This is a genomic window from Mesorhizobium sp. L-8-3, assembly GCF_016756615.1.
Classification (GTDB): Bacteria; Pseudomonadota; Alphaproteobacteria; order Rhizobiales; family Rhizobiaceae.
On the sequence record NZ_AP023262.1, the window covers coordinates 4,601,393 to 4,614,978 of the forward strand.

Consider the following 13,586-nt stretch of genomic DNA (forward strand, 5'->3'; position numbering starts at 1 on the left):
CTACTCTGCCGCCCGGCGATGCCCGAAGGCGATGCCGGTGAAGGTCTGGTTCAGATGCATCGAGCGGTACTGCTCGCCATAGGTGCCGAAGCCGACCACGTTGTTGTTGCGGTAGAGTTCGGAAATATCGCGGAACACCTGGCGGTTCCGGGCGTCGAGCCGCCGCAGCACGCAATCGAAACCCAGGATGACATCGGTCCCCCCGAGATTCTCGCTGACCGACTTCATCGCGGCGCGTGTCGATTCCACCATGCCCTTGGGCTGGGCGATGGTGAGCACGATGCCATCGTCTATTGCGCAGAAGAAGGAGAGCGAGCCGTCGGGATGAACCTTCTGGATCGAGCGGCAATAATATTCGCCGCCGACGCGCACGACCACGGGATGCGAGGCGAAGCTCATGGGCGTCAGCGACTTCGCGTCGAGCCCGATTGCGGCGGCATATTCCTCGGCGGCCGGCCCGGCATTGAACTCGCGGACGGTGCGATGGTCCGGATCGGATGCGGTGACGACCAGTTTGTCGTCAGTGGGAACGAAATTCTCGGTCTTGAAGACCTGGAAGGGGATGTCGGTGGCGACCAGCGTGATGACCGCGCAGTCCGAATCGACCTCCCCATTGGCAATCAGGCTGGTCGTCTCGAATTTGAGGTCGTCGCCCGCCGAGGCACCGAGCAGCGGGATGTCGTCGAGCCCCCAATGGATGGCCGAAGTCACGGCCTCCTCGGCGTAGGACAGGCCGTCGATGAAGCAGAGCGCAAAGACATGCCCGCGGCGGGCGGCATCGCGGCCGCAGAGCTGGCGCTTCAGGCGTTCGACCTCGCCGGCGATCACGTCCATGCTGGACGAGGATACATGCTTCACCATGGTCGCCGCGACCGTGAAGGCAGCTTGCGGGAACAGGATCGCCACGGCCTGGCCTTCCTCGAGGCCCTGCGGCGTGATCTCGCCGGCGGTGGAGCATCCGGCGAAGGCGAGGCCCGGCGCATGCAAGGGTAGGGCCTCGGCGATTTCGGCCGCACCAATCAGCGATTGGGAAAAGAACAGAAGCGCAAACCCGGCATCGATGGTTGCCGACGCCTCGCCGATCGCTTTGGCGAAACCCGCGACGTCAGCCGCGCCTGTGGCGAGCACGGTGAGCCCGCAGCCATAGGTGGTGCGCGAAATGGTCAGCGCTGTCTCCTCCCAACGCATGGCGCGGCGTTCTTTCCCCGTCGCGCGGCGGCCATCTTCATCCGGCGCGCCTGATTTGACAATGGCCTGCCTCGAATTCGCGCAGGCGTCGGGTTTTGCGCTGGTGAAGGAGGCGGGAAGGCGACCCGCGGTTGCGACCGAAAGTATAATATACGCCTATTTTCCCTCCCGGCATTCTTTCATGATCGGACTGATTTCGGCTAGGCTGCCTCAATCCGGACCGCAGCCGTTTTTCAGGGTCCGGGCGGGAGAAATGGTTTCATGCTGCCGGTATCCGGGAGGAGGAGTATTTGATGTCTGAAGTTACGATTTCCGTGAATGGGCGAAACGTCACCAGAACAGTCGAAGACAGGACCCTGCTGGTCCATTTCCTGCGCGAGCATGTCGGGCTGACGGGTACCCATGTCGGCTGCGACACCTCGCAGTGCGGCGCCTGCGTGGTCCATGTCGACGGCAAGGCGGTGAAATCCTGCACCATGCTCGCCGCGCAGGCCTCGGGCTCCACGGTGGTGACAATCGAGGGCCTCGCCAACGGCGCCGAATTGCATCCCGTCCAGGCGGCCTTCAAGGAGCATCACGGCCTGCAGTGCGGTTTCTGTACGCCAGGCATGATCATGGCGGCGACCGACATGATCCGTCGCTACCCCGACGGACTGGACGAGGCGACCGTCAGGGCCGAACTCGAGGGCAATATCTGCCGCTGCACGGGCTACCACAACATCGTCAAGGCCATCCTCGCAGCGTCGAAGGCGATGGCCAAGGGCGGCAAGAAGAGCGCAAAGGCGGCGTGACGCCGCGTGAATGGTGAATGGTGAATAGTGAATGGTAGGGCGGGCGTTCGCGGCTGCGACCATTCACCATTCACCACCTTCACCATTCACCAAACTGTTCTGGAGGAGAACTCTGATGGGAATGGAAGGCATCGGCGCCCGGGTGGCGCGTAAAGAAGACAAGCGCTTCATCACCGGCGCCGGCCGCTATGTCGACGACATGGTCGTGCCGGGCATGAAGCATGCGGCATTCGTGCGCAGCCCCTATGCGCATGCCGACATCAAGAAGATCGATGTCAAGAAGGCGCAGGCCATGCCCGGCGTCATCGGCGTCCTGACCGGCAAGGAACTGAAGACCGACGGCATCGGCAATCTGATCTGCGGCTGGATGATCCATTCCAAGGACGGCTCGCCCATGAAGATGGGCGCATGGTCGCCGCTGGCGGTGGACCGGGCCCGCTATGTCGGCGACGCCGTGGCGATCGTTGTCGCCGAGACCAAGGGCCAGGCTCGCGACGCGGCCGAGGCTGTCGAGGTCACCTATAAGGAAAAGAAGGCCGTCACCGACGCCGTCGCGGCGTTGAAACCAGGCGCGCCTCAGCTTCATCCCGAAGCCGACGGCAACCTGATCTATGATTGGGAGATCGGCGACTCCAAGGCGGTCGACGCGGCCATCGCCAGCGCCGCCCACGTGACGAAGATGCACATCGTCAACAACCGGCTGGTGCCGAATGCGATGGAGCCGCGCGCGGCGCTCGGACACTACGACAAGGCGGAAGACCACTATACGTGCTGGACGACGTCGCAGAACCCGCATGTAGCGCGGCTCGTCATGAGCGCCTTCTACAATGTCGCGCCCGAGAACAAGCTGCGCGTGATCGCGCCCGATGTCGGCGGTGGTTTCGGCTCGAAGATCTACATCTATCCGGAAGAGATCGTCTGCCTGTGGGCTTCGAAGAAGACGGGCGTGCCGGTGAAGTGGGTGGCCGACCGCACCGAGAGCTTCATGACCGATGCACATGGCCGCGACCATGTCACGGAGGTGCAGCTCGCCTTCGACAAGGACAACAAGATGACGGCGCTGAAGGTCGACACGATCGCCAATTTCGGCGCCTATATGTCGCTGTTCTCGTCGGCCGTGCCGACCTATCTCTACGCGACCCTGCTGTCGGGCCAGTATGTGATCCCGGCGATCCATGCCAATGTGCGTGCGGTCTACACCAACACGGCGCCGGTCGACGCCTATCGCGGAGCAGGACGGCCGGAGGCGACCTATGTGCTGGAACGCGTCATCGAGACGGCCGCGCGCGAGCTCGGCATGTCGCCGGCCGAACTCAGGCGGAAGAATTTCATCACGTCGTTCCCCTATCAGACCCCCGTCATCATGGCCTATGACGCCGGCGACTACGGCGCCTCGCTCGACGCGGCGATGAAGGCGGCCGACTATCAGGGCTTCGCGAAGCGCAAGGCCGAGGCGGCCAAGCGCGGCAAGCTGCGTGGCATCGGCATGAGCTGCTATATCGAGGCCTGCGGCATTGCGCCTTCGGCCGCGGTCGGCTCGCTCGGCGCCGGCGTCGGCTTATGGGAATCGGCCGAGGTGCGCGTCAACGCCGTCGGCACCATAGAGGTGCTCACAGGCTCGCACAGCCACGGCCAGGGTCACGAGACGACCTTCGCCCAGCTCGTCGCCGACCGGTTCGGCGTGCCGATCGACAGCGTGTCGATCGTCCATGGCGACACCGACAAGGTGCAGATGGGCATGGGCACCTACGGCTCGCGCTCCGGCGCAGTCGGCATGTCGGCGATCGTCAAGGCGCTGGACAAGGTCGAGGCCAAGGCCAAGAAGATCGCCGCCCATCTGATGGAGGCCGACGAGGGCGACATCGTGATCGAGAACGGAGCGCTCAAGGTCGCCGGCACCGACAAGAACGTGCCGTGGTTCCAGATGGCCCTCGCCGCCTACACCGCGCACAATCTGCCGTCCGGAATGGAGCCCGGCCTGAAGGAGGGGGCGTTCTACGACCCGACCAACTTCACCTTCCCGGCCGGCTGCTACATCTGCGAGGTCGAGATCGACCCCGAGACCGGAACAACCGAAATCGTGCAGTTCGTCGCCTCCGACGATTTCGGCAAGATCATCAATCCGATGATCGTCGAAGGGCAGGTCCATGGCGGCATCGCCCAGGGCGTCGGCCAGGCGCTGCTGGAAGGGTGTCACTACGACCCGTCGACGGGCCAGCTGATCACGGCGAGCTACATGGACTACACCATGCCGCGCGCCTCCGACCTGCCGTCCTTCAAGGTGTCGACGACGGAGACGGCCTGCCCGGGCAATCCGCTCGGTATCAAGGGCTGCGGCGAAGCTGGTGCCATCGGTTCTCCGCCCGCCGTCATGAACGCCATCACCGACGCCATCGGCAACAACGACCTGACCATGCCGGCCTCGCCGCAGAAAGTCTGGGCGGCGCTGAAGGCGACGACGAAGCATTGAAGGCAGTGAATGGTGAATAGTGAATGGTGAATGGCTGTTTCCGCCCGTTCCCATTCACGACGGTTTCCGGTGATCGGAACCATTCACCATTCACTATTCACCATTCACATCGAGGGAGATGTCCCATGTACTCAGTCAACTACCACCGCGCCACCTCGGTCGCGGACGCAGTCAAGAAGGTGAAGGCCGGCGACGGCAAGTTCCTGTCCGGCGGCATGACGCTCATCCCGGCGATGAAGACACGGCTCGCCTCGCCGTCGGACGTCGTCGATCTCAATCACATCAAGGAACTCAAGGGCGTCAAGGTTTCGGGCAAGACCGTGACCATCGGCGCGACGACGACCCATGCCGAGGTCGCCGGCGACCCGAAGCTGCAGAAGGTGTGCCCGGCGCTGACGCATCTCGCCAGCCATATCGGCGACCCGCATGTGCGCCATCGCGGCACGATCGGCGGCTCGATCGCCAACAACGATCCGGCCGCCGACTATCCGGCCGCCTTGCTGGCGCTTGGCGCCACCATCGTCACCAACAAGCGACAATTGCCTGCCGACAAGTTCTTCAAGGGTCTGTTCGAGACGGCTCTCAAGGAGGACGAAGTGGTGACGGCGGTGACCTTCACGGCGCCGGCCAAGGCCGGCTACGCCAAGTTCCCGAACCCGGCGTCACGCTACGCCATGACCGGCGTGTTCGTCGCCAAGAACAAGGAAGGCGTGCGCGCGGCCGTCACCGGCGCCGGTGACGATGGCGTCTTCCGCTCGAAGGAGGTCGAAGCGGCGCTGGCCAGGAAGTTCGATGCAGCCGCCCTCGACGGGATCAAGATCCCCGCGAAGAACCTGATGGGCGATATCCATGCGTCGCCCGAATATCGCGCCAATCTCATCGGCGTGATGGCCAGGCGCGCAGTGGCCGCAGCGAACGGGTGAAATGGTGAATGGTGAATGGTAAAATGGTGAATGGAAGAAGAAGGCGCTGAGGGCCCTTTCTCCCATTCACCATTCACTATTCACCATTTCACCCTTCACCGATCCGATCTCGCGGACAAAATAGCGGACCGTCTTGGCGCCGCCATGGATCGTGGCGTCGCCGACCTCACGGAAACCGAGCGCGGCGTGAAAGGCATCCGATGCCGGATTGGGCGGGTCGGCGTTCACCTCGCAGGTGACGATCGTGTGGCCGTTCGCGGCGGCTCGATCGAAGAGGTCGAGATAGAGCCGTCTGGCATGGCCGCGGCCGCGTGCGGCGTTAGCCACGACGATGCGGTCGACATAGACGAAACGCTCATAGCGTTGCCGGAACCAGAGATAGTTCGGGCTGTCATAGGAAGCGTCCTGGTCGAAGGCCATGAGGAACGCTTCGAGCGCACCGATGCGCCGCGCATGGAAGGCCTGGCCGAGGAGAAAGGACAGCCGCTCCGGCTCGAGCCATGACAGTTCGGCCGCATGCTCGTTGTTCAGCGCCAGGATCGCCGGCTCGTCGGCCGGTACGACGGGAAGGATCGATGTGGTCTGCATTGGTCAAGCTGCCCTGGCTGCCGCGATCGTCGCCGCCACGAGTGCGGAGTCGGTCAGCGTGTTCCTGTATTCCCGGTCGAGATCCGTACCGCCCATGCCGACGTCAGGATTGCGATAGGTCATGGTGCTCGGCACGTCGCGGAGCGCTGCGAAGTGCATCTCGGCCAGCCCGGTCTGTGTGCGCACCGTGGCGATGTTCGACGGGTCGAGGTCTCCGCAGCCGAGGATGATGATGCGGCCGGCCGCCTGAACGACGAGTTCGGCGAGCAGAGCTGCTCCTTCGACGGCCGTGTCGCGCTGGCCGCTCGTGAGCACGCGCCCGATGCCGCACCGGATCAGCGCTTCCAACGCTTCGGCGGGGTCGCGCGTCATGTCGAAGGCGCGATGGCAGGTGACGTTGAGCGGCCCGGCGCGGCGCGCCAGTTCGGCCATGCGCTCCTCGTCGATCGTGCCGTCGGCCCTGAGGCAGCCGACGACGACACCGGCCACGCCGAGGTCGCGCAACGCCTCCACGTCGGCCAGCATCGAGCGGTATTCCGCTTCCGAATAGAGGAAATCCCCGCCGCGCGGCCGCACGATCACATGGAAAGGCACCGAGGCCAGTGCGAGAGCCTCCCTGACGGTGCCGAAGCTCGGCGTGATGCCGCCTTCGAGCAGGCTGGCGCAGAGCTCGACCCGATCCGCCCCGGCCTCCTGCGCTGCGATCAGCCCGTCGATCCCTTCGACGCAGACCTCGATAAGGGGCAGGGGCTGTTTCTGATCCGTCATTCCCGATCCATCCCGTGAATTCAGCCGCCCATGTAGCATCACGGCCCGGCCCGGGACAGGGGGCGAAAGGCTGACGCGGCCTTACCTTCGCCTGCATTAGCGCCTCTACCTCCAGGAAGACCGACGCGCGCGGGCGAACGGCTCTACCCGGAAGTATCGCCGTGCTGGATCGGGCAAATCTTTCCTCCATTGGCCCAGGTGATGCCAGACACAACGATGCAACCGGGCGCGATCATGGTCTAAGATTCGAGAAGGACTCAACCGCCGCAGTCGTCCAAGAGATGATCGAGAACAACAACAACGATCCGGGATCGCCGCTCGCTCCCTTTCAGTACGGGACCTTCCGCGCGATCTGGTTCGCGAGCCTGGCCTCGAATTTCGGCGGTCTGATCCAGGCGGTGGGCGCCGCCTGGCTGATGACCTCGCTGACGGCCGAGGCCGACATGGTGGCCCTGGTCCAGGCGTCGACGGCACTGCCGATCATGATGTTCTCGCTGGCGTCGGGCGCGATCGCCGACAATTTCAACCGGCGCAAGGTGATGATCGTCGCGCAGCTCTTCATGCTGCTCGTGTCTGCCGTACTAACCGTGACCGCCCATCTCGAGCTGCTTTCGCCATGGGCGTTGCTGGCTTTCACCTTCCTGATCGGCTGCGGAACGGCGCTCAACAACCCGTCGTGGCAGGCCTCGGTCGGCGACATCGTCCCGCGTGCCGACCTCCCGGCAGCCGTTGCCCTCAACAGCGTCAACTTCAACCTCACCCGCAGCGTCGGCCCCGCGATCGGCGGCGCGATCGTGGCTGCGGCGGGGGCCGCAGCGGCCTTCGCCGTCAACACGCTCAGCTATTTCGCCCTGATCGGTGTGCTGGCCCGCTGGAAGCCGGCCGTCCCGGCGTCGGCACTGCCGCGCGAATCGCTGGGCGCTGCGATGGGCGCGGGGCTGCGCTACGTCGCCATGTCGCCGAATATCGAGAAGGTCCTGCTGCGCAGCTTCCTGTTCGGCCTGGCGGCAATCTCGATTCTCGCTCTGCTCCCGCTGGTGGCGCGCGACCTGCTTCGCGGCGGACCGCTGGTCTACGGCCTGATGCTCGGCTGCTTCGGCGTCGGCGCCATCGGCGGCGCGCTGCTCAGCGCGCGCCTGCGTCGGCGCTCCCAGGCCGAGGCGATCGTGCGCGGCGCCTTTCTCGGCTTCGCTTCATGCGCGGTGATCGCTGCCCTTAGCCCAAGCCCCTGGCTGACGGGTATTGCCCTGATGATGGGCGGCGCCTGCTGGGTGCTGGCGCTGTCCTTGTTCAACGTCACGGTGCAGCTTTCGACGCCGCGCTGGGTCGTCGGCCGTGCGCTGGCCATCTACCAGACGGCGACCTTCGGCGGCATGGCGTTCGGCAGCTGGATCTGGGGCGTCACGGCAGAGAACCAGGGGGCGCAGGTGGCGCTGCTGGTTTCCGCGGGACTGTTGCTTGCCGGTTCTGCGATCGGCTTCCTGGTCCCGCTGCCGGAGGAGACGACCCTCAATCTCGATCCGCTGAACCGCTGGCAGGAGCCGAGCCTGGCGCTCGACCTCAAGCCGCGCAGCGGTCCGATCCTGATCATGATCGAATACGTCATCCGGACCGAGGACACGAAGGCGTTCCTCGACGCCATGGCCGAACGGAGCCGCGTGCGCCGGCGCAACGGGGCGCGCAACTGGGCGCTGTCGCGCGACCTCGAGAACCCGGAATCCTGGATGGAAAGCTATCACCTGCCGACCTGGGTGGAGTATCGCCGCCACAACCAGCGCACAACCCATGCCGACGACGTGGTGGGAGCGAGGATCCGGAAGCTGCACAGCGGAGCAGAGCCGCCGCGCGTCCACCGCATGATCGAACGGCCGACCAACTGGTCGGCCGCCCTGTTCGCCACCAAGGACGTGTTCGACATGCCGTGACTGGCCGCCGCTGTCAGTTTTCCGGGATGTTCTCCCTGAAGACGATCTGAAGGCGCGGCGCGTGGGAATCGTAGTCGAGGCCGCGCACGCTCTGGGCAAGGATGTTCAGCGCCTCGCGCGCCTCGACGCGCGGGTTCTGGTCGATGACGGCGTCGAGCGTGCCGTCGAGCAGCAGCGCCTTGTTGCCTTCCGTCGCCTCATGCCCGACGAAGACAACGCTCAGGCCGCGCTGCTTCAGTGCGCGTGCGATGCCCTGGTTGCCGGCGCCGATATTGTAGATGCCGGCCAGGTCGCCATGCCGGTCGAGCAGGGCGGAGGCCTCGGCGAAGGCCTTTTCGCGATCGTCGAGCATCTCGCGCAATTCGACGATCTGGAGGTTGGGGAACTCCTCGGCGAGGATGTGACGGAAGCCCATCTCGCGTTCCTCGTGGCCGCGATAGGAGAGGGAACCCGCGAAGAGCGCGACCTTCTTCGGTGCAGACGTGCCGAGGAAGCGGCCGAGGATGTAGCCGGCGAGCCGGCCTGCCTGGCGGTTGTCGATGCCGACATAGGCGATACGCGGCACGTGAAGGATGTCGGACGCCAGCGTCACCACCTTGACGCCGCTCGCCGACAAGGCGCGGATCGCCTCGCGCACTGTCGGGTGGTCGAGTGCGATCACGCCGATACCTCGCGTCTGGCCACGAAGCTCGTGAAGGGTGCGCGCCAGCGTATCGGGGTTGAAGCCCTCGATCGTGACGATGCGGACATCGAGATCGGGACGCGCCGCGCCCTGGATCTCCAATTGCTGGTGCAGCATCTTGATAAAGGTGTTGGTGCCCATCGGCAGCACGAAATCCAGACGCACCGGCGCGCTCGCGGCCGGCTGGACCGGGGTCGATCCGTCCGAAATGTAGCCGAGACGCTGGGCGGTCTCGATCACGATCTCGCGCGTGCGGCTTCGCACGCCCGCGCGGTTGTTGAGCACCCGGTCAACCGTGGCGGCGGAGACGCCTGCCTCACGCGCAATGTCGATCAGAGTGGATCGCACGTTGTGTCACCTTCTCTCCGGCGCCGGCCCGGCGGCGCCTCGCTCAGGCTGCGTGCCGGGCTGAACGAAAGCGGCAGCTTCGATTGGCAGGCTCACCGATTCTGATGTGAAATGATGTATCCGCGTGAGGCGGCGATGCAAGCCAGGCGGCCCCGAATTCGCTCCGTCACCGCCGCCGGTCACCGCAAATTGCCTGAAAATCACATCAAAAACGCGCAGCGAAGGGAGCGTATCGCCCTGAATTCTCACGACTTTTCCTTTACTTTGATGAAGAATGACCTATTCTGATTTGAAATGATGTTGACAGCCATCAGATTGGTCGTCAATATCCATCATGCTGAAGGGCTGCCGGAGGAAAGCGGCCAAGGGAGGATTTCAGATGTCCGATTTGATCCGCATGTCGCGGCGCCGATTGCTGGCGTCGGGAGGAAAAGCTGCCGCCCTGGTTGCGGCAGTCGGCATTGCGCCGAGACTCATTCGTCCTGGCCGCGCCTATGCGGCCGACGCGCTGGCCGAAGGCATGATCGGCGGCCCGACCGGATTCGACGGCGCGGAGCGTTATCAGTATGGCCCGGATACGCCGGAAGGCCGTGCCATCGAAGCAGTGAAGGCGATGAAGGGCGCGGGCAATGCTCCTGCCAGGATCGTGCTCGGCCTGTCCGACGGCTCGATCGGTCAGCTCACCCAGCCTTTCCCGGCCGGCGCCCCTTCCATCAAGGAGCTTTGGGAGAAGGAGACCGGCATCCCGCTCGAGATCGTCGGCGTGCCGAACGGCCAGGAATTCACCAAGACGATGCAGGACATCTCCACCAAGGGTGGGGCCTACGACATCTATGCGGTCGAGTGGAACCGTCTCGGCGACCTCGCCGAAACCGGCGGCATCGTCAATCTCGACGACTTCGTGGCCGAGCACAAACCGGAATGGGACGACCCGGAGCGCGGCTATGTGGGCGGCGCCAAGGGTGTCTCGCTGCTCAACCAGTATCGCGGCTCGACCTATGGCGTGTCGCTCGATGGCGACTTCCAGGTCTGGGTCTACCGCACCGACCTGTTCGGCGATGAGGCGGAGAAGAAGGCTTTCGCCGACAAATACGGCTACGAGTTGGCGCCGCCCAAGACATGGAAGCAGCTCGACGAGGTCGCGGCCTTCTTCCATCGGCCGGACAAGGGCCTCTTCGGCTCGACCGACCTGCGCAACCAGGGTTGGGGCTACACCAACTGGTACCAGCGCTATGTGTCGATGGGCTTGCCCAACCAGTTCCTGTTCGACGATTCCGGCAAGCCGCTGATCAATTCGGAGGCCGGCGTGGCGGCGACATCAGAATATGTCGCCTCGCTCTCGCATCATTCTCCCGATGCCATCTCCTGGGGCTGGCCGGAGCAGTACGGCAACTTCGCCAATGGCGGCGCTGCGATGACCTGCGCCTTCTCAAACCTGCCGAAGTTCCTCGACAATCCCGGCAATGCCGGGTCCAAGGTGACCGGCAAGATCGGCTCCATGCTGCCGCCCGGCCGCGACGTCGACGGAAATCGGATCAGCCGCTCGGTGCTGTGGCTGAATCTGTCGGCATCGGTCTCGTCGCAGAGCAAGCACCCGGAGGCCTGCTATCTGTTCCTGCAATGGCTCGGGTCGAGCCGCATCTATGCCTGGATGACGGCCAATCCCGGCGGCTATTTCGATCCGTTCCGGCTGTCGGACTTCTCCGACCCGCTGGTGCGCCAGACCTATCACGCCTACCACATGGACGTGGTGCGCGAGACGGTGGCCCGCACCGTGCCGACCATCAACTATCCGGGTGCGACCGCTTTCCACAACGCGCTCGACGAGAACCTCGTCGCCGCTCTGACCAAGGCCAAGACGCCGGAGCAGGCGATGGCCGACACGGAGGCCGAATGGCAGAAGATCGCCCGGCGCACCGGCGAGGACAAGCTGCTCGAGGCGATCAAAGCCAACAAGGCCGCGTGGCCGACGGTGGTCGATCCGGTCGGCTGACGGCGATGCGTTCCTGCCCTTCCTCCGTGGGAAGGGCAGGGGTGATCCATGCCGTTCGTCCCATGCCAGCACCATTGCTATGAAACAGCCGAGATGAAGCGTTCAGTCCCCTTCGAGATCTTCCGCTACGCCGCCATCGTTGCGGCGCTGGCGGTTACGCTCGTGCCCATCCTGTGGATGGTCTCGATGGCTTTCAAGCCGATCGCGGAATGGTCGGCCGCGGGTGCCGACCTCACCTGGTGGCCGAAGCAGCCGACACTCGACAATTTCCGCTTCATCTTCGGCGAATCGACGAGCAACCTGATCGTCGCGCTCGACCGCACCGCGATGAAGCCGATCATCTCCTCGCTGCTCTCGGCCGTTTTCGGCACCGCTATCGCCATGTCTGCGGGCACGGCGGCGGCTTACGGCCTGTCGCGTTTCGGCGCCGGCGGGAACCTGCCGCTGGCCCTCATCCAGCTCCGTCTCTTCCCGCCCATGGCGGTGATGATCCCGGTCATGATCATGTGGTCGTTTCTGAACTTCATGGATAGCTGGTGGGGTCTGGCGCTGATTTATGGGATCGTCACGCTGCCCTTCGCCTTCTGGCTGATGAAGACCTTCTTCGACGACATGCCGCGCGAGATCGAGGAGGCGGCTCTCGTGGAGGGGTGCTCGCGGCTGCGCGTCTTCATCCGCATCACGCTGCCGATGATGCGTGCGCCCCTGGCGAGCGCGGCGCTCTTCGTCTTCATTCTCAACTGGTCGGACTATCTGATCGCGCTGCTCCTGACGACACGCGAATGGGTGACGATCCCCGTCTACATGGCTTCGCTGTCATCCTCGATGACCGGGCAGCTCTATGGCGCCAAGGCCGCGCTCGGACTGATCGCCGCAGTGCCGCCGGTGGTCATGGGCATCGCCATCCAGCGTCACCTCGTGCGTGGCCTGACCTTCGGAGCGCTGAAGAAATGAGTGCGGCAAACCTGGTGGAGGAGCGCCGCGTGGATGCCCCCGACAAAGCGATGGAACAGCCTTCCGCAGACGTCGAAGCCGCGCGCCTGGGTTTCCGGCTGATTCTGCCGGCGCAGATCCTGGTGCTGTTCATCTCGGTGTTCCCGCTGCTGATGCAGTTCTACATCAGCATGACCGACTGGTCGCCGCTCTCCGGCACAGGTTGGTGGAATGCCTGGGAGCTGTGGAACGGCTTCGCCAACTATACCGATCTCGCCGGAGATTCTCGTTTCTGGAGCGCGCTGTGGCGCACCGCGATCGTCATGCTCGTCTGCGTGCCTGCGGAGTTCCTGCTCGGCCTGGCGCTGGCGACGCTGTTCATGGACAACTTTCCGGGCAAGCGCCTGTTCTATTCGATCATGCTCATGCCGATGATGGTGGTACCCGCGGTCGCCGGATACATGTTCTTCATGCTGTTCCAGTCGGGCGGCCCGCTGAACGACATCCTGTCCTCGCTGACCGGCATGCCTGTCACGGTGGCGTGGCTCTCGGACCCGACGCTGGCGCTAGTCGCGGTCATGATCGCCGATATCTGGCAGTGGACACCGCTGATGTTCCTTATCCTGCTCGCCGGTCTCGTCGGCGTGCCCGAGGACCAGATCAAGGCCGCGACACTGCTCGGCGCCAATGCCTGGCAACGCTTCACCAGCATCGTGCTGCCGAAGATGAAAACGATCATCGTCATCGCGCTGGCCATCCGGGTCATCGAGAACTTCAAGATCTTCGACACGCTTTACATAATGACAGGGGGCGGCCCCGGCGTCGCCACCGAGACCATCTCGGTCTACATCTACAAGATCACCACGCAGGACCTGATCTGGGGCTACGTCGCGGCCATCGCGCTCGCCATTTTGATCGTGCTGTCCGTCGCCGCGGTTTTCGCGATGAAGCGCATGGCCGCGGCACGGGAGGCCTGA

General features: G+C 64.4%; 11 protein-coding genes. 7 read left to right on the plus strand and 4 right to left on the minus strand.

The features are described from left to right. A complete protein-coding gene (locus JN302_RS21290; RefSeq protein ID WP_202304819.1) occupies positions 1-1,188 on the minus strand; it encodes an FIST N-terminal domain-containing protein in 1,188 nt (395 codons plus the stop codon). Between the two features lie 293 nt (positions 1,189-1,481). On the opposite strand from JN302_RS21290, the gene JN302_RS21295 reads away from it, so the two are divergent. From JN302_RS21295 to JN302_RS21305, 3 genes are all read left to right on the plus strand, one after another. Continuing rightward, a complete protein-coding gene (locus JN302_RS21295; protein ID WP_202304821.1) occupies positions 1,482-1,979 on the plus strand; it encodes a (2Fe-2S)-binding protein in 498 nt (165 codons plus the stop codon). A gap of 115 nt (positions 1,980-2,094) precedes the next feature. Beyond that, positions 2,095-4,449, plus strand: a complete 2,355-nt coding sequence (locus JN302_RS21300; RefSeq protein ID WP_202328942.1) for a xanthine dehydrogenase family protein molybdopterin-binding subunit — start codon at positions 2,095-2,097, stop codon at positions 4,447-4,449. Between the two features lie 125 nt (positions 4,450-4,574). Beyond that, positions 4,575-5,372: an FAD binding domain-containing protein gene (locus tag JN302_RS21305; protein ID WP_202328944.1), complete on the plus strand. Its 798-nt coding sequence runs from the start codon at positions 4,575-4,577 to the stop codon at positions 5,370-5,372. Between the two features lie 66 nt (positions 5,373-5,438). On the opposite strand, the gene JN302_RS21310 is transcribed toward JN302_RS21305, so the two are convergent. After that, positions 5,439-5,960 carry a GNAT family N-acetyltransferase gene (locus JN302_RS21310; protein WP_202304826.1) on the minus strand — a complete coding sequence of 174 codons (522 nt, stop codon included), beginning with the start codon at positions 5,958-5,960 and terminating at the stop codon, positions 5,439-5,441. Between the two features lie 3 nt (positions 5,961-5,963). Then, complete coding sequence (locus JN302_RS21315; protein WP_202328946.1) at positions 5,964-6,728, minus strand: copper homeostasis protein CutC; 765 nt, start codon at positions 6,726-6,728, stop codon at positions 5,964-5,966. 281 nt (positions 6,729-7,009) lie between these two features. Here JN302_RS21315 and JN302_RS21320 point away from each other — a divergent pair, with 281 nt between their 5' ends. Beyond that, positions 7,010-8,653, plus strand: coding sequence for an MFS transporter (locus JN302_RS21320; RefSeq protein WP_202328948.1), 1,644 nt, complete (start codon positions 7,010-7,012; stop codon positions 8,651-8,653). A 13-nt stretch (positions 8,654-8,666) separates the two neighbouring features. Here the strand turns inward: JN302_RS21320 and JN302_RS21325 are convergent, their stop codons facing one another. Further along, positions 8,667-9,683 (minus strand): LacI family DNA-binding transcriptional regulator, encoded by a 1,017-nt coding sequence (locus tag JN302_RS21325; protein WP_202304831.1) that lies wholly within the window; start codon positions 9,681-9,683, stop codon positions 8,667-8,669. Between the two features lie 379 nt (positions 9,684-10,062). Between JN302_RS21325 and JN302_RS21330 the strand changes: the two genes are divergently transcribed. From JN302_RS21330 to JN302_RS21340, 3 genes are all read left to right on the plus strand, one after another. Next, positions 10,063-11,676, plus strand: a complete 1,614-nt coding sequence (locus JN302_RS21330) for an extracellular solute-binding protein (protein WP_202328951.1) — start codon at positions 10,063-10,065, stop codon at positions 11,674-11,676. Between the two features lie 93 nt (positions 11,677-11,769). Continuing rightward, complete coding sequence (locus JN302_RS21335) at positions 11,770-12,630, plus strand: carbohydrate ABC transporter permease (protein WP_202328953.1); 861 nt, start codon at positions 11,770-11,772, stop codon at positions 12,628-12,630. Between the two features lie 50 nt (positions 12,631-12,680). Next, the gene (locus JN302_RS21340) at positions 12,681-13,586 is read left to right on the plus strand and encodes a carbohydrate ABC transporter permease (protein WP_202334394.1); all 906 of its coding nucleotides are present in this window, start codon (positions 12,681-12,683) and stop codon (positions 13,584-13,586) included.